This is a genomic window from Neobacillus sp. DHD-1R (genome assembly GCF_057747995.1).
Map to the genome: position 1 here is coordinate 2,854,501 of NZ_CM173232.1, position 18,555 is coordinate 2,873,055.

The 18,555-nt window shown below is 37.8% G+C and carries 19 protein-coding genes; 7 read left to right on the forward strand and 12 right to left on the reverse strand.

The annotated features are described in order from the left end of the window. Nucleotides 1–10: 10 nt before the first annotated feature. From AC3ANL_RS13800 to AC3ANL_RS13815, 4 genes are all read right to left on the reverse strand, one after another. A complete protein-coding gene (locus AC3ANL_RS13800; RefSeq protein ID WP_488325013.1) occupies nt 11–1,129 on the reverse strand; it encodes an NADH-dependent flavin oxidoreductase in 1,119 nt (372 codons plus the stop codon). 273 nt (nt 1,130–1,402) lie between these two features. Further along, complete coding sequence (locus tag AC3ANL_RS13805; protein WP_488325014.1) at nt 1,403–2,272, reverse strand: nitroreductase family protein; 870 nt, start codon at nt 2,270–2,272, stop codon at nt 1,403–1,405. A 150-nt stretch (nt 2,273–2,422) separates the two neighbouring features. Continuing rightward, nucleotides 2,423–2,596 (reverse strand): asparagine synthase, encoded by a 174-nt coding sequence (locus AC3ANL_RS13810; protein WP_488325015.1) that lies wholly within the window; start codon nt 2,594–2,596, stop codon nt 2,423–2,425. Between the two features lie 151 nt (nt 2,597–2,747). Continuing rightward, the gene (locus tag AC3ANL_RS13815; RefSeq protein ID WP_488325016.1) at nt 2,748–3,704 is read right to left on the reverse strand and encodes a carbon-nitrogen hydrolase family protein; all 957 of its coding nucleotides are present in this window, start codon (nt 3,702–3,704) and stop codon (nt 2,748–2,750) included. A gap of 281 nt (nt 3,705–3,985) precedes the next feature. Here AC3ANL_RS13815 and AC3ANL_RS13820 point away from each other — a divergent pair, with 281 nt between their 5' ends. Together AC3ANL_RS13820 and AC3ANL_RS13825 are read left to right on the forward strand one after the other, a co-directional pair. Next, complete coding sequence (locus AC3ANL_RS13820; RefSeq protein WP_488325017.1) at nt 3,986–4,873, forward strand: permease; 888 nt, start codon at nt 3,986–3,988, stop codon at nt 4,871–4,873. 12 nt (nt 4,874–4,885) lie between these two features. After that, nucleotides 4,886–5,734: a TIGR03943 family putative permease subunit gene (locus AC3ANL_RS13825; RefSeq protein ID WP_488325018.1), complete on the forward strand. Its 849-nt coding sequence runs from the start codon at nt 4,886–4,888 to the stop codon at nt 5,732–5,734. Between the two features lie 109 nt (nt 5,735–5,843). Here the strand turns inward: AC3ANL_RS13825 and AC3ANL_RS13830 are convergent, their stop codons facing one another. Then, the gene (locus AC3ANL_RS13830; protein WP_488325019.1) at nt 5,844–6,791 is read right to left on the reverse strand and encodes a metal ABC transporter substrate-binding protein; all 948 of its coding nucleotides are present in this window, start codon (nt 6,789–6,791) and stop codon (nt 5,844–5,846) included. Between the two features lie 384 nt (nt 6,792–7,175). On the opposite strand from AC3ANL_RS13830, the gene AC3ANL_RS13835 reads away from it, so the two are divergent. Continuing rightward, nucleotides 7,176–7,388, forward strand: coding sequence for a hypothetical protein (locus AC3ANL_RS13835; protein WP_488325020.1), 213 nt, complete (start codon nt 7,176–7,178; stop codon nt 7,386–7,388). Between the two features lie 76 nt (nt 7,389–7,464). On the opposite strand, the gene AC3ANL_RS13840 is transcribed toward AC3ANL_RS13835, so the two are convergent. Beyond that, nucleotides 7,465–8,493 (reverse strand): DUF3231 family protein, encoded by a 1,029-nt coding sequence (locus AC3ANL_RS13840; protein ID WP_488325021.1) that lies wholly within the window; start codon nt 8,491–8,493, stop codon nt 7,465–7,467. 275 nt (nt 8,494–8,768) lie between these two features. Here AC3ANL_RS13840 and AC3ANL_RS13845 point away from each other — a divergent pair, with 275 nt between their 5' ends. After that, nucleotides 8,769–9,653: a sulfite exporter TauE/SafE family protein gene (locus AC3ANL_RS13845; protein ID WP_488325022.1), complete on the forward strand. Its 885-nt coding sequence runs from the start codon at nt 8,769–8,771 to the stop codon at nt 9,651–9,653. Between the two features lie 70 nt (nt 9,654–9,723). Here the strand turns inward: AC3ANL_RS13845 and AC3ANL_RS13850 are convergent, their stop codons facing one another. The 5 genes from AC3ANL_RS13850 to AC3ANL_RS13870 form a co-directional block, all read right to left on the reverse strand. Further along, entirely contained in the window at nt 9,724–10,212 is a 489-nt protein-coding gene (locus AC3ANL_RS13850) for a GNAT family N-acetyltransferase (protein ID WP_488325023.1), read from the reverse strand. 102 nt (nt 10,213–10,314) lie between these two features. Next, nucleotides 10,315–10,737 carry a DUF1801 domain-containing protein gene (locus tag AC3ANL_RS13855; RefSeq protein WP_488325024.1) on the reverse strand — a complete coding sequence of 141 codons (423 nt, stop codon included), beginning with the start codon at nt 10,735–10,737 and terminating at the stop codon, nt 10,315–10,317. Between the two features lie 155 nt (nt 10,738–10,892). Then, nucleotides 10,893–12,140, reverse strand: a complete 1,248-nt coding sequence (locus tag AC3ANL_RS13860) for an L-lactate MFS transporter (protein ID WP_488325025.1) — start codon at nt 12,138–12,140, stop codon at nt 10,893–10,895. A gap of 148 nt (nt 12,141–12,288) precedes the next feature. Further along, on the reverse strand, nt 12,289–13,056 hold the full coding sequence (locus tag AC3ANL_RS13865; protein ID WP_488325026.1) for a LytR/AlgR family response regulator transcription factor: 768 nt from the start codon (nt 13,054–13,056) through the stop codon (nt 12,289–12,291). A gap of 13 nt (nt 13,057–13,069) precedes the next feature. Further along, entirely contained in the window at nt 13,070–14,716 is a 1,647-nt protein-coding gene (locus AC3ANL_RS13870) for a LytS/YhcK type 5TM receptor domain-containing protein (RefSeq protein ID WP_488325027.1), read from the reverse strand. Nucleotides 14,717–15,208: 492 nt separating this feature from the next. Here AC3ANL_RS13870 and AC3ANL_RS13875 point away from each other — a divergent pair, with 492 nt between their 5' ends. Next, on the forward strand, nt 15,209–15,724 hold the full coding sequence (locus tag AC3ANL_RS13875; RefSeq protein ID WP_488325028.1) for a DoxX family protein: 516 nt from the start codon (nt 15,209–15,211) through the stop codon (nt 15,722–15,724). 107 nt (nt 15,725–15,831) lie between these two features. Then, nucleotides 15,832–16,536, forward strand: a complete 705-nt coding sequence (locus AC3ANL_RS13880) for a hypothetical protein (protein ID WP_488325029.1) — start codon at nt 15,832–15,834, stop codon at nt 16,534–16,536. A gap of 116 nt (nt 16,537–16,652) precedes the next feature. Here AC3ANL_RS13880 and AC3ANL_RS13885 read toward each other — a convergent pair whose 3' ends face one another. Next, entirely contained in the window at nt 16,653–16,844 is a 192-nt protein-coding gene (locus tag AC3ANL_RS13885) for a hypothetical protein (protein WP_488325030.1), read from the reverse strand. 240 nt (nt 16,845–17,084) lie between these two features. Between AC3ANL_RS13885 and hpaB the strand changes: the two genes are divergently transcribed. Further along, nucleotides 17,085–18,545: a 4-hydroxyphenylacetate 3-monooxygenase, oxygenase component gene (gene hpaB, locus AC3ANL_RS13890; protein WP_488325031.1), complete on the forward strand. Its 1,461-nt coding sequence runs from the start codon at nt 17,085–17,087 to the stop codon at nt 18,543–18,545. The last annotated feature ends 10 nt before the right edge of the window (nt 18,546–18,555 follow it).

Genomic DNA, 18,555 nt, shown 5'->3' on the forward strand with positions numbered 1-18,555 from the left:
TGCTTGTTTATTAAACACCTGGAAACCAACCTGGAGTATGGATAATAGCCTGCCATAATGGATCTGGCACCACTAGCTCCTGCTGTTTACTTTTATCAATTTTGGTGACAATCTCTGCTTCTCTGCCTTCTTCCACCTTTTGAACCCAGTCTGGATCTATAATAATTTCACGTCCTAAGGCAATGAATGGTACACATGTCTGAATTGCTTTCAAGGCATCATCAGCGGATAATATAGAACCAACCCCGATGACAGGAACCTTATCCCCTACTCGTTCTTGGATAATCTCAATCCGGGAGCGTGTATCTTCTACACCTCGTCTTGGCACCGACCAAAAATCCTGTAATGAAACATGTAGATAATCAAGATGTTTTTCAGCAAGGGCATCAAGTAAAAGCAGTGTATCAGCCATGGTGATCCCTGGGGTTTCCGGTTCTTCTGGTGAAAAACGGTAACCAATTATAAACGGATCCTTCGTATGCTCAGCAGCAACCTTTTTTACTTCATCCAGAACAGCTAATGGAAATGAAAGACGTTTTTCTAGGCTTCCACCCCAACGATCCTCCCTGCGGTTGGAATGCGGAGAGAAAAATTGTTGAAGCAGATAGCCGTTAGCTCCATGAATTTCCACCCCATCAAATCCTGCCTCGATCGCACGACGAGTGGTTTCCCCAAAGTCATGGATAATCGATACCACTTCTTGATCCGATAATTCCCTCGGTACCGGTTTTCCAGCTCCTTCTGCAGGGACAGCACTGGCACTAACCACATCCCCATTGACTAATTCAGGAGGAACCTGTCTTCCACCATGAAAGATTTGCAGAACAGCCTTCGCGCCTTGCCCTTTTATGGCTGTGGCAATTTGTCGTAAACTTGGAATTAGTTCATCACGGTCACCGCCAAATTCTCCATGAAACCCTTTCCCATTCGCGGTTACATATGTACATGCAGTAATCACCATGCCAACGCCGTTAGAGCGCCGTGCATAATACTTAACCTCTGCATCTGTTACAGTACCATCCGAATTAGATGAAAAAGTGGTCATCGGTGCCATAACTATTCTATTTTTAACTTCAATCCCATTCGAAAAAGCAAATGGCTCGAATAATGGTGCGAATTTTGAATTCATCTTGTTCCCTCCAAGTTGTATTATTTGACTCAATTGGTCTAAAAATCGATACTCAACCCATCCTTCATTTTAAAAATGGGCGCCATAAATTCCTAGATTATTATACCCACAAATCAACCCAATTAACTTAAGTGTGGATTTTGTATAATTGTAACAATAAAAAGAGCAGATTGTCATTTGATTCGCATTCTGCTCTTTTTCATTTATCAGCATAGTGCTTAGCAGGACAGAGGCTCAAAAACCAATAAAGTTGGTCCTCCGATCTGTCCCCATTTACTTTCCCTCCTCTATTTGCCAACTAACGATGTATTCAAACTGTTCATTCGGATGATCTAAATTCGGATCCGCCATGATCCATTTTCCTGGGATTTGTAATTCCATACAAGCTAACTCAAACTGACACATCGCAATGCCCATGTCTAATAGCTGCATATCATAACCCAGTTTGGCACTATAGTTCGGTGTATGTTCAATATAAAAATGACAAAGTTTACGATTGGAAGATAACACTAGACGCCATGGTTGTTTGTTTGATGCCGAAGGCCCAAGCCTTACCATTTCAATCGGTAGTTCAAACAATCCAGCAAGTTCCTTTTGCAACACTTTATCGAAATTTTCATCATAAAAAAGTTTATCCCATGATTTTTTATTGTCTGCTTTGACCACCAAACGCAATGCTTTATCAAACACACGTTGCTTATCATTCGGATAGCCAATCGGGCTAATGCATGGGATAAATTCCCCTTCCCTCAAGTCAAGTTCCTGTTCAAATGAATTTCGGTCGAAGGTCCCACCCATCCAACAAGTCCCTATTTCTAACTCTGTCAAACACAAAATTAGTTTATGAAACGTATAGGCAAAATCCAATAGGGAGATTTTATTATTCTTAGTTATTCCGACCAAATAGGCACTTGGATTTTTTATGAATCCATACGTTCCAACTTTTATGCCCTTATCGGTCATATTATTGGTTACTTGGACTACTTCAATTCGTCCTTTTCCTCCAAAGGGTCCGACTAGGTTAGTTTGATTATCTATGTATTTAGTAATTTGCTTAATATCTGACTCTATTAATCCTTGAGACGCAAACGTTCTGACTGATTGACGTTTAGTCATTGTTTTTATAAAGGATTGATTTAACAAGATTGGATCCACTCCTTTCTTTTCGCAATTTAATTATACATTTAACTTTATACTTATTTATGTGCAATTGGTAAATCATTTATTTTAATTCCGTAAATGGATTAATAAAAAAGAAGGCGAGCAATTGATTCTGCTCAACCTTCTATTGTTCTAACGTCGATGTTCAACAAGGTCAATTACACCTAACACTACGTGGGCCAAGCCAAAACCAAATACTGTGTTTGCCAGCATTTTATTAGACTTGCGGTTCTGCTTTAAGGCATATCCTGTAGCAGTAACAGCAGTACCTAATGCAGTAGGAATTAATCCTTCACGTACGTTCATGGTAATTTTCCTCCTTAATCATCTTAGTGGTGACTGAACACCAATCTTATCTTTACCTTATCAAAATTATTTATTCCGAAGCTTCTTTTTCTTAATAAATCATGATTTTCTATTATAAATTTCAATGAGTTAAAATATTTCAATGATATTTTTACCTTACCCACTTCACATTCTCTTTTTTCTCTTCATTGACCAGCAATTGAAATACATCTGGTCGAGAATAATGGCCGACTACATCAAAATCAAATTGACTATACGCAATTTCCCTTAAATCAAGGTCTGCTAAGAGAATTTCTTCTTTACCAAAAACTGGTTCAGTAATATATTCACCTAGAGGGCCCACAATGGCACTTCCTCCTGTGCACATCTCATCAGGAGAAGAAACTAGATCGCTGTAACACGCTAAATCAGCAGGATACATATCCTTCGTAACATATTGATTGCAAGATAACACAAAACATCTTCCTTCTGCCGCAATATGACGGATCGTTGATTGCCATAAATCTCTGGAATCTGCAGTAGGAGTGATATAAATCTGAACGCCTTTAGCATACATCGCCGCTCTTGCTAATGGCATGTAATTTTCCCAGCATATTAAAGCTCCTATTTTACCATATGGTGTATCAAAGACAGGAAGCGTACTGCCATCTCCTTCTCCCCAAATCAATCGTTCAGAACCCGTTGGTTTTAATTTACGGTGCTTTCCAAGCAATGTACCATCAGGTCCAAAGAATAAAACAGAACAATAAAGCGTACCAGTACTGAATTCATGGTCTCTTTCAATCAGGCCGATGACAAGATAGACTCCAGCTTTCCGTGCAGCCTCTCCCAGTCTATCAGTCGTTTCACTAGGGACAGGAACTGAATTTTCCCAATAACGGAGCCAGTCTTGTCTGCCTTCAGGTGAACGACTACCAACTGTCGCGCCAAAAGTGAGTCCTCTTGGATAGGCAGGAATAAAAGCTTCAGGAAATACGACAATATTAGCTCCTTTTTCTCCAGCTTGTAAAGTTAACGAGATGGCTTTTTCTGTACTCGCCTCTTTATCCATTATGACAGAAGCAGCTTGTATGACAGCTACTCGTACATTGGGCTGTTGATTTTGCATGGTTATCCTCCTCTTATTATAGATAGGAAAATCAATTAGTTTGGTTTTATTTATATAAGTTGCACAATTCGGATTATTACATAAAAATAGCGCTTTCACAATAGATGAAGTTTGATTTTCACTTTATAACTTACAAACTTATTAGGATATTCTTGTTCTAATCAGAATTATAGCTTCAATCGAACCGAAAATAATATATATTATTCCAGATTTTTCTTTGGACGAACTAATAGGATGAGAGTATAGTAGTTCCATCAGTCTTTTAAAATAGGAGGACTAATATGCTTGGTATATCCTTACCTCAATCTTTTTTACAGATGAATACCATTTTTATCTCCATATTAATTGAAGCACTGCCATTCGTGACTCTAGGCGTTCTCATTTCAGGGATCATTCAAATATTTGTAACCGAAGAAATGATAGCAAAAATCATGCCCAAGAATAAAGTACTCGCTGTCATCTTTGCAAGTTTCTTAGGTATTTTATTTCCGTCATGTGAGTGTGGAATTGTTCCAATCGTCAGCAGGCTTGTATCAAAAGGGGTGCCCATCTCTGCTGGGATTGCCTTTATGCTTACAGCTCCAATTATCAATCCTGTCGTCTTGTTTGCCACTTATATCGCATTCGGCAGTGACTGGAAGATGCCGTTATATCGAGCGATTGGGGCAATCATAGTAGCTGTTTTTGTAGGTATATTAATAGCTTTTCGTTATAAAGGGAGCCCTTTTAATGAACATTTTCATCACCACCACGCTGATGGAAAAGGCTCTTCATTGTATAAAAAAATTTGGCAGACCCTGGAACATGCGGTGGAAGAATTTTTCTCCATGGGAAAATATTTAGTGATTGGATCCCTAATTGCAGCAGCGGTTCAAACCTATATTAAGACTTCGACGCTTGTTTCAATAGGCCAGGGGCAGGCATCATCCTCTATCGTGATGATGGCTCTGTCATTTATTCTATCTCTTTGTTCTGAAGCAGATGCATTTATTGCTTCCTCTTTTAGAACAACATTTTCAACTGGATCATTATTAGCTTTTCTTGTGTTTGGGCCAATGGTAGATATTAAAAATTTGATGATGATGCTGGCAACTTTTAAAAAGCGACTTGTTTTATTGATTGTTTCATCCGTTTTCGTTGTTGTCTTTGTCTACTCTTTGTTGTATTAAGGGGTTGAAACTATGATAAGAAGCTTAATATTAATAGGATTTACTTATTTACTTTTTCATTTGCATATTACAGGAGAGATTAATAAATATATTAACATGAAATATTCGTATCTTTCGGCAACAGCTGGTTACGCCTTATTAGTGTTAACCATTGTCCAAATCATGATGCTGATCAAGGAAGAGTCGAAAGAACCTAGTTGTGATCATGAGCATTGTGGGCATAATCATGCGAAAGAGGATAAATGGTATAAAAAGGTGTTGATTTATCCGATTTTTGCCTTTCCCATCATTTCAGGTCTGTTCTTTCCGATTGCAACACTTGATTCGAATATTGTAAAAGCAAAAGGATTTCATTTTCCTATTTACGATGAAGGAAAAGGAGACTCTTTTATGCAACAGCAATTTTTGCGTCCTGATACGAGTGTCTATTATGGAAAAGATGATTATGATGTACTTATGAGTAAGGAAAAGAAAAAATATGTAAATCAAGATACGATTATTTTAAATGATAAAAATTATTTAAAAGGGATGGAAACGATTTATAACTTTCCAGGAGATTTTCTTGGAAAAGAAATCGAGTTTAAAGGGTTTGTTTTCAATGATTCTGAAACAATAAATAAGAACCAACTGTTTGTGTTCCGATTTGGTGTGATTCATTGCATTGCTGACTCAGGTGTCTTTGGAATGCTAGTTGAAATGCCTAATGGCACGAAATGGAAAAACGATCAATGGGTAACCATAAAAGGAAAATTATCAACCATTTATTATCAGCCTTTTAAAACCAATATACCTTATTTAAAGGTAGAGAATTGGTCAACCACCTCAGCTCCTAAAGAACAATATGTTTTTAGAGGATATTAAGCAGCCACCAAAATAGTTGATTGCACATCCGTTGTTAAAGAAGGGCACGCACACTACAAAGCTAAAAAGAACAAGACCTATTCATGATTAAATAGGTCTTGTTCTTTTTTTACTCTAAAATGGAAAGCTTTATGGATTCAAGATTTTTTTTCATTACCCCTATATAGTCTAAACCTTGTTCTTGCTCTTCTTTTGTTAATCCTTCTAATGGATTTAAAACAACCGTTTTAGCTCCGATTTCATTGGCTAAGGTCTTAGCTACTTTAGGAGAAGTAAGTCCTTCAAAATAAATATATTTTACGTTTTTGTCCTTCGTTAAAACCGCTAATTCTTTCAATTTCCCTAGAGTTGGCTCTACATCTGGGGATAATCCTGCGATCGGAATTTGAGTTAAACCATATTGTTTTGCTAAATATCCAAATGCAGCATGCTGTGTCACAAACTCTTTTTTCTTTGCCTTATCAACGGTCTCTTTGTATAAACGATCTAAATCAGCTAGTTGAGCCTTAAGAGCTTCTGTATTTTTTTCATACTCGTCTTTATTTTTTGGATCTGCCTTTTCTACAGCCCTTGCGATATTATCGACCTCCTGTTGTGCTAACACTGGAGAAAGCCAAACATGAGGATCTTTAGAAGATGCGTGATTAGAAGGATGTCCACCCGCCTCTTCCTCTGTTTCTAGTGCATCCATTAATTTAATTCCCTTTGAAGCTTCAAGAACGTTTAAATTAGGATCATTAATACTCTTTAATACTTTTTCAGTCCATGATTCAAAGTACTGGCTATTGTAGATAAACAAATCTGAGTCTTGAATTTTAGCCATATCCTTTGCCGTTGGCTCCCAATCATGTGGTTCTACACCGTTAGGTATTAATAGTTCAACATCTGCAGTGCTGCCGGCCACTTTTTGGGCAAAATAATACATCGGATAAAAAGTAGTGACAATCTGTAGTTTTTTAGATTTTTCACTAGTCGGTTCATTTTTAGTTGAATCGACATTAGAACAACCACTTAAGAACAAAAGAAAAATGATACATGTACTAATAAGTTTTTTCATGTTTACCTCCAGTAGATCAATAAGTAGGAATTATTACGATTTAAATATAATACTTATATCATATAATCATGGTTTATGAGTTCTTAACAAATCGTAACCATTACGAATTGTATCTTATAATGAAATGTAGATTTAGTCAATCAATTTTTTAGTGAAATTAATAAAACGCTATTTATCTAATCAGAATGGTGCCCTTTATGAAAATCAATTTTAATATAATAGTTTTACAACTGGAAAATTAAATAATTATAACAATTGTGTTCCCTCGTTTTATCCTATTTTACTGCTAATCTTCTATACATCGCATAAAATATAATAAACAACTATCTAATTTAAAGGATAATGCCTCTTTATGTCGAAATACTAGACAAAGGGGATGACCCAATGGATAAAAGTAGTTTATTAAAAAGTCTACGTAATTCTAGCCGCGGCAATTTGTTTACCATAGAGGTGCCAAAGGCGGCAAGTGGAGATGAAATTAAGATTGTAGAAATGGTGAAAACATTAGAAAGTGAAGGGAAAATCAAGTTAAGGGAATGTATCGAGCGAGAATACTCGGTTTATTTATCTGGAATTATTAAGTATGCATCAAAATAAATTTACCCAAGCATAACACCTGTATACGAAAAAAGGCTGTCATGACAGCCTTTTTTGTTTATGTAATTAAAAAACCTTATTCTTTGCTAGTAAGTCCTTCCTTCTTCCCTTTTATTAATGCTCTACGGTCACTCGCTTTAGGCGGCTCTTCTAACCATCCATTTTCAATCATTAGATTCGCACCATCCTCACCAAACAAAATTAATTCACCCGTAAGACCCACATATTTTTCTGCAAGATCCGTTCTGGAGGTCACACTTAAGGCTGTTCCATAATAGGCAATGGCCAATTGAGTGGACAATTGAATTTGATACATGATCCATTTATCAGAAAAAGGAGAAGTTGTAGAACTCGTTACTTGCGATTGCCAAGAGATCGGAGAATTCAGTTTTTCTTCATGAAAAATTTTTTCGAAGATGGCAATATGGTTATTAGAGATCTCCATTCCTCTATTAATGTAATTTCGAACCTTATCAGATGCAGCCACCTGGCTAAAACCAACCTTTAATGCAACATGCAGGTGCATTTTGTTCATATTAAAGGTAATATCGCCTATTTCTATTGCCGTTAGTGGTCGCCGTTCCCCAAACCATCCAGTTAAAAAGCTTTGGTGTTTAATAAAATCAATTGACTCAGCCGGTGTAATCACAGGCGGCCGTGAGTAAAGTCCTTTATTCAGCATCGTGTCGATGACTTTGTCAAAAAGCATCATGGTCTCGGTATTACAGGTAATATAATATTTTCGAAGATCGGACCGGATGGAGGTACTAACGGACAGAGCGTAACCTGTTAGCCCTTGTAAGGTCATGATATACATATAGTAAAGATAGAATGGATCTTGGAACAAGCGTGGGGCATGAAGATTTACGTCCTCTTCTGTAAAGCCGTGTGGAATGGGAAAATGATCACCTTTAAAAAACTCTTTAATTTGTTGAAGATGTCTTTCTGATAGCTCCTGAGATGTTTTATATACCTCAATAATATCTTGATCTTCGATGTGGCCAAGGGCATATTTAATAAAACAAATTGACATAGAATCAAACATATATTGTGTCCAAAGACTGGAAATTTCAGGTGCTGTTAATTGAATCCTATTTTGTTCCATAACACTCTTCCTTTACATAATATGGGTATAGATTTTCCAACTCCTAACAAAGTTATTCTGATAACTTTGTTAAACATGTAATTTACGCTTCCTACTCTCCATAGGCAAATACCCATTTTCTCTATCTACACGAACACCCAATTTTGTCCTCTCATATCGTAGGTTAGAAACTTGATTGGATTAGTCAATCATAATAAAAAGTCAGTTTCATAGACTAGTTCTCTATTCCTTTCAACTAATCTATTCAGTATTATTTTTAGAAGGAGAGGGTTTTTTTGAAAAGGTTAATCGTTTTGGCCTTAATTGGCCTGGCTGCCCAATTAGTAGATGGCTCCTTAGGAATGGCATATGGAGTGACGTCAACTTCCTTATTACTTATGTTTGGGATAGCACCCGCTGTTGCCTCAGCCTCAGTCCACATGGCGGAAGTCGTGACGACTGCAGCATCCGGCGTTTCACACATTCGTTTTGGAAACGTAGATAAACAAGTGGTCTATAAATTAATCATACCGGGTTCGATTGGTGCATTTTTAGGAGCTTGTTTTTTAGGCAGTATACCTGGTGATATCGTAAAACCATATATTTCCTTCTTCCTCTTAATGTTAGGTGTTTATGTCATCTATCGATTCTTGTTTAAATTTAATCCATCAAAGCAACTTGCAGGAAAGAAATTAGGAAAAAAGCAATTGATCCCTCTCGGTTTTATTGCTGGATTTTTTGACGCTACAGGTGGCGGCGGCTGGGGTCCGATAGCCACACCGGTTTTGCTTACAAGCAACAAGATGGAACCAAGAAAGGTGATTGGCTCTGTTGATACTAGTGAATTTGCGATTGCAATTGCCTCTACATTAGGATTTCTACTAACCTTAGGATGGACCCAAATTAATCTGCAATGGGTCCTTGCCTTAATGATTGGCGGAATTATTGCGGCTCCGATTGCAGCATGGCTAGTCAAGATTATCCCTACCAACCTTTTAGGAACTCTTGTTGGCGGAATCATCATCATAACAAATATTAGAACGTTATTAGGAGCACTAACTGTATCTCATACGATCAGTCTATTTACGTATTTAGTACTTGCGATTCTATGGGCAGTGGCGGTAATAAATGTTATCTTGAAGATGAAAAAGAATAGCTATAACCATCAGGTAACCGATTAAAAAAGAAAAACCATAGAGAGTTTTTATGCACTCTATGGTTTTTCTTTTTCTAATTTATTCAATCATTGTATCAGCCCAAATTTTTACTCATGTTATACCAAAGAACACCACCATGCTGAGAGTTTGAAACACCATCGTTGTGATATCCATGGTTCTCATAAAACTTTATTAAATCGTTTTTACACGTAAGAGTAACCGATTCACGCTTTTTCACTCTTGCTTCTTTTTCAAAATGAGCGAGTAGAGCCGCTGCCACACCACGGTTTTGAAAGCCGGGTGCTACAGCTAGTCCCAGAATACTTTGATGACCACTAGACGCAGGGTTTGCCATACTATCCTGAAAGAGATCATCAGTAATGAACGGTGATTCAATGACAGGTCCATTGATCAAACCTACGATTACACCCTCCTCTTCTGCCACAAAGAAACTATCGGAAATGGTGTGAATGCGTTTTTCAAATGCGTCTTCCGTGGCAGCTTCATCTTTTGTAAAGCATTGTTGTTCAATAGCAACTAATGCTGGTAAGTCTTCTATTTTTACATTTCGTATGGTTAGCATTTCAATGATCCTTTCAGATTTGGTAGAACTTAGGGATTTTTACCGCCTTAATATTTTCTAACTTCTAACATAGTTATTCTAGATACAGGAACGGTTTTGTTGTTATGGATTCGGATAAGTTTCTCTCAAAAAAGTGATGGAATCATTGATTAATTCCTTTAAAACAGCTACATCTATATCGGCAACTTTGTTTATGTAAACACACCCTTTTCCGGATGTATGTTTTCCAAACCTCTGTAATAATTCTTCCCGCTTGGCTTCACCGGGTGCAAAATACAAACTGATCTTTGCTTTTCGAGGTGAGAAGCCAACCAGCGGGGCATCCCCTTCATGGCCAGATGCATATTTATAATGATAGGATCCAAATCCAATTATGCTTGGTCCCCACATCTTTGCATGATAGCCCGTGGTCTCCGTAAATAGATCTAATAATTGATAGGCATCTTCCCGCTTCTTTGGATGATCCACATTTTCAATAAACTCAATCACACTATTGTCGGTTTCCTTTGTTTTTAGTACGTACATTTTGAAAACTCTCCTTTTCTAAAAAGTCAAAGGCACTGGCCTACGTAAATATTACTACATAATGGACTGATTTCCTTCTTTTATCCATTAAATTAAAATAATCGGGCATAAAAAAAGACAACCCCTTTTCCTAGAAGTCGTTGTCTTTTGTCCTATTAACTTGCTCTTGTATCTGGAGTCAGGCTGCGAATATCTCCATGATTCTTTTTATCTTTCGTTTTAGGTTTCCTAGTACCTGGTGCCTTGATCATCAATGCAATTAGTACAGAGATGATGCTTAAGACAGCAATCAGTTTAAAAGTAGGGATGAAACCTCCTAAGGAAGAAGCAATAAATGATCCAGAGATGGCGCCAATACCGAAGCCCTGATAAATGATCCCGTAGTTTTTCCCCTGATTTTTCAAGCCGAAGAAATCAGCTACAATCGCAGGGAATACAGTGATATTACCACCAAAACAAAAAGCAATTGCAGCGACACTTGTAAAGAATAAACCATAATTTAGTTTAACAAAGCTTAATACAGTCACAGCCGCTGCTGTTACCAGTAGTGCGCCGGATACCACACGTAACCGACCTACTTTATCTGATAATGCCCCGAGGATGATTCGGCCGCATGTATTAAAGATAGCCACTAAGGCTACAGCATTGCTTGCAGCTGCAATATCAAGTCCTGCCATTTTAACACCAATATCCTTTACGATTCCAATCAAAAATAACCCACTCATACAAGCTGTGAAGAAAATGACAAATAATAGATAAGCTTCCTTCGTTTTCAGCATTTCTTTAACTGTAAAATCCTTTTGGACGGTGCCATTGCCTGTATTTTGCTCTTGACTTATTTTAGCTTCCCGAACAAGGAATGAACCACCCAAGACTAAAATCAGAACAATTAATCCCCAGTAAAAGAAGGCTTGGGAAACGCCCACCGATTGAATGAGTGACCCGTTAATGAACTTGAATAACAGACTGCCTGTCCCATACGCACCTACAGAGATTCCGGAAATAAGTCCTTTTCTCTCGGGAAACCATTTGATTAAATTGGATAACGATGTAATGTAGGCTGTTCCATCTGCAGCCCCTACAATAACCCCAGCCAAAATGTAAAGCATCCCCAAGGATGAAGCTTGAGAACTGATCATTAGTCCTGCCCCGAGCACAATTCCGGCACAAGCGATTAATCGGCGTAGTCCCAATTTATCTTGCAGCTTCCCGGCAATCAATGTAGATAATGCCAATGCTAAGCTGGTAATGGAAAAAGTAAAAGCCACAGAATTTAATTTCCAGCCAAACTGGTCTACTAACGGCTGGTTAAAGAGACTCCAAGTGTAAATGGTCCCTAATCCCATCTGCACGATAATGGTACCCAAGACAATCAACCATCGACGATCTGTGCTAGTTTTCATTGTAATCTCCTCTTTTCTTTCGGATCTATATGGATAGGTTCATCATTAGAAATCTTTTATGATTCCGTTTACAAGATGATAATACCACCGAGAAAAAGATGGAAACCGGTTTCGGAATGAGATGACGATTATTCGGAATGAATGGAGGTTATATTTGCATAATTTGTCGAAAAGCCTTTACCTTGCTTCTGCTGACCGGAATTTCTGCCGCAATACCTTTTAAACGCATTATGTAGGTTTGGTTAAACCAAGGCACAATTTCATGTATTTTGGTCAAGTTAACCGTGTAAGACCGATGACACCGAAAAAAAAGATCCTCTGGGAGCAGGGCATGAAATTCCGATATGCTCATCGGCATGATATACTCCTCCTGCTGTGTATAAACTAATGTCACTTTTTCACTTGCAGCAGCGTAATAAATATCATTTACATCCGTTACGATAATTTTATCGTTCTTTTTTAAATTGATACGTGTTGTGGTCTTTGCATGGGCTTCCCCTTCTTGTAGATGACCATTCGGATTTTTTTCTGGAATCACGGCTTGTGACTGTTCTCGTAGATAGGCAGATTCCAGCCTATGTAACATCGCAGCAATCCGTTTTTCATCATAGGGCTTTAGAACATAATCAAAGGCTTCAAGTTCAAATGCCTGTGCAGCATGCTCTTTGTATGCTGTGGTAAAAACAATATACGGTCTTTTTGTGAATTTACTTATGGTACTCGCTAACAGCATCCCATCAAGAGACGGAATATTTATATCCAAAAAGATCACATCTGTTTCTTGCTCCTGCAAAAATTTCAAAACATCTAAGCCGTCATCAAAGGCTTGAGTTATTTTGATATCACTATAAGTTTCAATTAAGTATTCCAGTTCCTCACGAGCAGGAACTTCATCTTCTACAATTATGGCTTTCATTGATGATTCTCCTTTAAATATCAAAAAAAACTTCTGTTCCAGGGGAAAGCTGTTTGATCACCAGCCCATTTCCATAGATCAGTTTCACACGCTGATGAACATTATATAAACCAATTTTGTTTGCTGGCACATTATCATGCCGGAGCTGCCGAATCACTTCTTCACTGATCCCAGCACCTGTATCCTTGACACTTACTCTTACTTTGTCTCCCAAATCCTTTACCGATATTGTCACAAGACCAATACCTTTTGTCTTTAAAATGCCATGAATAATAGCATTCTCGACTAAAGGCTGAATGAGCAGGCTGGGTATGCTAACTTCCACATCATCAATATCATATTCCACCGTCAAGCGGCTGCCAAAACGTGCCTTCTCTATTTCTATATAATCCCGGACTTGCTCCAGTTCTTTATGAATATCAATCAATTCATCACTGACCTCCAAATTGTATCTCATATAGCCGGATAGATTGATAATCAATTCACGGGCCTTGTCTGGATTCCTTCGGGTTGTAGAGGCAATTGCATTTAAAGCATTAAACAAAAAATGTGGATTAATCTTTGTTTGCAACGCCTTTAGCTCAGCCTTGTTGGCACCCTCCTTAATCTGTTCAATCCGAGAAACCTCCATAAGAGTGGAGATTATTTGTGATAGACCGATCGCCATTGTTTGTAGCGAATAGGTCATCTTATAGGCCTTCTTGTAATAGATTTTGAGTGTTCCTGTTACCTCTCCATGCTCCTCAAACGGCATGATGAGAAGAGAATGGATTTGCGGTGTTTTTTCATCGGTCACATTATTCCGGATAATAATTTTTCCGCTGTGAATGGCCTCTTTTGAAAAATCACTGATAATTTCCTGGCCAATGGAATAACGTTCTTCCCCAAAACCAACATAGGCAAGCACATTTTGGATATCCGTAATAGCAACGGCGTCAGCCTTTATATCATTTTTAATAATCGTGCAAATCTTTCGCAGCGACTCCGAATTAATGTTACGAAAATATGGAAGGGTCTTATTAGCTATATCCAATGCTAACTTTGCCTGTCTGGCTGCAATAATTTCCTTTTCACCCTCGACACTCATGACCAATAACACAATCAGGCCAATGTTAACCTCTCCGGCAATCATAGGAAAGGCAATTTTAGAAACAATATCAAACCCCAGTTCAAATGGTTCAGCCATCGCAAGGATCAGCAGCATTGTTAAGACTTCGCAAAACATCCCTGCTGCTATGCCATAAACCCAACGTAACGTACGCTTCACTCTTCGGTTTATATACCCCGATACAATCCCCGCAATTATGCTTGTAATTAGGCATGGAATGGAGGTAATTCCTCCTATATCAATCAAATAGCGATGTACCCCCGAAACAATGCCGGTAATGATTCCTACCCAAGGTCCAAATAAAATTCCGCCTGATACGACTGCAATAATCCTGACATTTATAAGCGAACCTTCCACATTAATCCCTGAATATGTACCAAAAATCGCAAATAAACAAAACACAAGTGTAATCACGACACGTTCTATAGGAGAATGACGGTCCTTTTGTAACGATTCCTTGAATCGCGGAATCCGTATCATAAAAAACAGGCAGATTAAGAGTAGTGCAGCCCGCTCAAACAAGTGAATTAGCATTTCTAATGATGTATTCATGTAACGATCCTCTCTAATGGATAAGCTTTGAAAGTATATAGGAATTAATTTCCAACTTTTGTAGAATTAACACTCGAATTTGTAGAATACCCCTTTATATTTGTAGAATTAACAATCAAATTTGTAGAATACTTCTTGATATTTGTAGAATTAACCCACAAAATTGTAAAATACATCCACTCAGTCTTCCATCCTTATACCACTTATGATTGTCTATTTTAATATTACTACAAAACATTGTTTTTATATTGCGATCAAGTACCAGTTAATTCAGGTACATTGGTTCACATACTTTGGTAATCGTCCCTCTCCATCCATCTATATGCTTCAGTTCCCATTTAAGCTTTTCCATTGACCTAAAACACAAGTCAAATTCTTGTCAAAACTTTTCTAACAATCTGTGAACTTATCACTATCGCTATGTTATTTACCTGGAAAAATTATATATTATAACCATAAAGAACAAAACAAAAATGAAGGGTGGAATCATTTATGTTTAACAAATTTTTAAGAGAGAATAAAATTTCAGCAGTCATCTTAACTGTTTTACGTTTATATCTTGGTTACTCTTGGATCACAGCAGGTTTTCACAAATTAACAGGCGGTTTTGACGCTTCTGGTTTCTTAAAAGGAGCAATCGCAAATCCGGTAAAAGGTCCAGATGGCGCAGTCGTTTTTGGCTGGTACGTTGACTTTTTAAAACACATAGCACTTCCAAATGTTGATATTTTCAATGTAATCGTCCCTTGGGGCGAAACACTGATTGGTTTAGGATTAATCCTTGGCTGCTTAACAACTACTGCGATGTTCTTCGGGCTCATGATGAACTTCTCTTTCTTCCTAGCAGGTACTGTATCACATAACCCTAGAGATATCTTCTTAGGCTTCATCATCTTAACTGCTGGTTATAACGCAGGTAGAATTGGCTTAGACCGTTGGGTGATTCCTTTTATTCGAAAAATGAGCAAAAAAGAAACTGACATTGAAAAACATAAGTCTGTGGCATAACAACAAAAGAAATGCAATTCTACCATGAATTGCATTTCTTTTTTCGTTAAAAATCTTTTATGAAACAAAACGGAAAATGATTCGTCTATAGCATTAGAGGTGGTAATATGAGGAAATTAATCAGTCTGGTTGTTGTATCGGTGCTGATCTTAGCCGGATGCAGGACGAGTCTTTTTGGCGAAAATGTTGTCATTGATTGGGTTGATTTTGTTAAATGGAATGGGAAAACGTATGATGGCATCTATACAGGTGTTTTAGCTGATGAAAAGTACATCGGGGAAAAACTCGGTGAAGTGAAATTTAAAGTAGCGGACAACGTCTCAGATCCAGAGTATAAAATACGGAATGGTGATGCAGCCTTTCATGAAAAAGGAACAGGCATTTTTACCATTAAGGGATATCCCCATCTTATCGCTGTGAAATCTTCTCGTGCCATTAATGGATATAGCCTATATTACTCAAGGGATGATGAAAAGTACAGATGGCAATTTCAAGATCTTCCGATTGGACAAGTGAATCAAGTAGAAATCTTTCAAGCGTATACATCGGAAGGTTATAAGCGCTTAGCGGAAATCAAGAATCCCGAGCAAGTCTCCCGCCTCCTTGAAATAGTAAAGAATGGTAAGAACTCATCTAACTTTCACCCCAATACAGAAAATGGTGACCCAGACTATTATCAACTGGTGTTGTATACGGGGGATCCTGTTGCCTTCATGTTTGACCTCCACTATGATGGACACACCTACTATTTTCCGTCAGAATCGTCCATTCTAGCAAATGACATTCAAACTTTTTTTCAAATTAACAAATAATTGTTTGACTCATGCAGAAAGTATACAATCTATGGCAAACTAAAAGACCGTCTTTGATAGGCGGTCTTTCTTTTATACAGACATTTTTTGAAGATTATCGGAAAGCAGATTATAAATTAGCTCAACCATATGTAAATCCCTAGTGACATTAGGGCAATAAAAATAACTACCACATAAATTAAGGTCAAGTTTGTGGTATTTCTTTTTGTGGAACTGCTATAGTTTTCATCAGATTTCCCCGTTAATACTAGAGTTGAAACAACAGAAATAATTAATACCAAAGTAACTAAAACAAACGCTATATCCATACTGCACCTCCTATCCACATTAAAGCAAACTTTAATAGATTTTTAGACTTTAATCATAACTCAACAAGGTCAATTATAAACCATCCAATTCATCTAAGGATATACCATCCACTTAATAGTAAACCACTACCCCCATTTTTAAAACTGGGCTTATCCATATGGAACATGCTAACGGGTTATCCAATAAAATAGAACTAGCTAACATGTACGATTTTTTGAAAATAAAACGGGAGTGGGCTTATGGGAATTATAGACGGTTTTACTTTTTTGGAACGATTAAATCAGGCGAAACCAGAAATTTGGTATGACGGAGAAAAAATTGACGGGAAACTCACGGAACATCCCGCTTTAAAAGGGATTCTTCAGACAAAGGCTTCCTTGTATGATTTGCAAAATGATGAAACGCTTAAAAAGGAGATGACTTTTCGTTCACCACAAACAGGAAATCTAATTGGTCTTTCCTACCTTCAGCCAAAAACGAAAGAAGATCTTAAGAAAAGACGAAGGATGATGGAAATCTGGTCACGGCACACACATGGTATGATGGGCAGGAGTCCTGACTACATGAACACGGTTGTGATGAGCTTTGCCTCCTCCTCGGCTTACCTTTTACAAGGTAAAGAAAATTGTTTTCCTGAAAATATTCGATCATTATATGAAAAAGCAAGGGAACATGACCTTTCCTTTACACATACCTTTATTACTCCTCAAGTAAATCGTTCGCTGCAATATTTTGAAGACTCAAAGGAACCTATCTCGGCTAGGGTCATTGATCGAAATGAACAAGGAATTGTCATTAAAGGGGCACGACTTCTGGCTACTCAGGGCGGATTAACCGATGAAGTATTGGTGTACACGGCTCCAACACGGTTCATGGATCCAGAAGAAGCGTTTGCCTGTTCCATTCCTTCGAACACGAAAGGATTAAAGTTTATTTGCCGGGAATCATTTGTAGGCGGAGAATCTCACTTTAATCATCCGCTCAGCTCACGATATGAAGAAATGGATTCCATTGTTGTCTTTGACCATGTTTTAGTCCCATGGGATCGAGTCTTTTTTTACGACAATATAGAAGCAACCACAGACTTCATGCTGCATAGCTCGTTTCACCACTACGCCACCCATCAAGTACTGATAAGACAAATTGCCAAAACGGAATTTATCTTAGGTGTTGCTGAACTCTTAGTAGAGACAATTAATGTCAGTGAATATCAGCATATCCAGGAAAAAATGTCAGAAATCATTATCGGCCTTGAGACGATGAAAGCACTCTTAGACAAATCCGAACAGGATGCAGAATTAGACCAATGGGGATATATCCGTCCAAACCTCCGCTCTCTGCAAGTTGCCAGTAATATATTCCCGCGAATTTATCCCCGTTTCACTGAGATGATTCAATTGATTGGTGCAAGTGGAATGGTATCACTGCCAACGGAAACAGATTTTGCTTCAGATCTTCGTGAAGAGCTCAACCAATACCTGCAAGGAGCCAGCAAAAATGCCGTAGATCGCGTAAAAATCTTTCGTTTAGCTTGGGATCTGACAATGAGTTCGTTTGGAACAAGACAAACTCTTTATGAACGGTTCTTCTTTGGAGATCCGGTTCGTTTATCAAGCAACTTATATAAAAACTACCCGAAAGCAGACTATGTAGAGATGATAAGTGAATTTTTAAAGATAACAAATAATCTAGAATGCTAGACTACTTTTT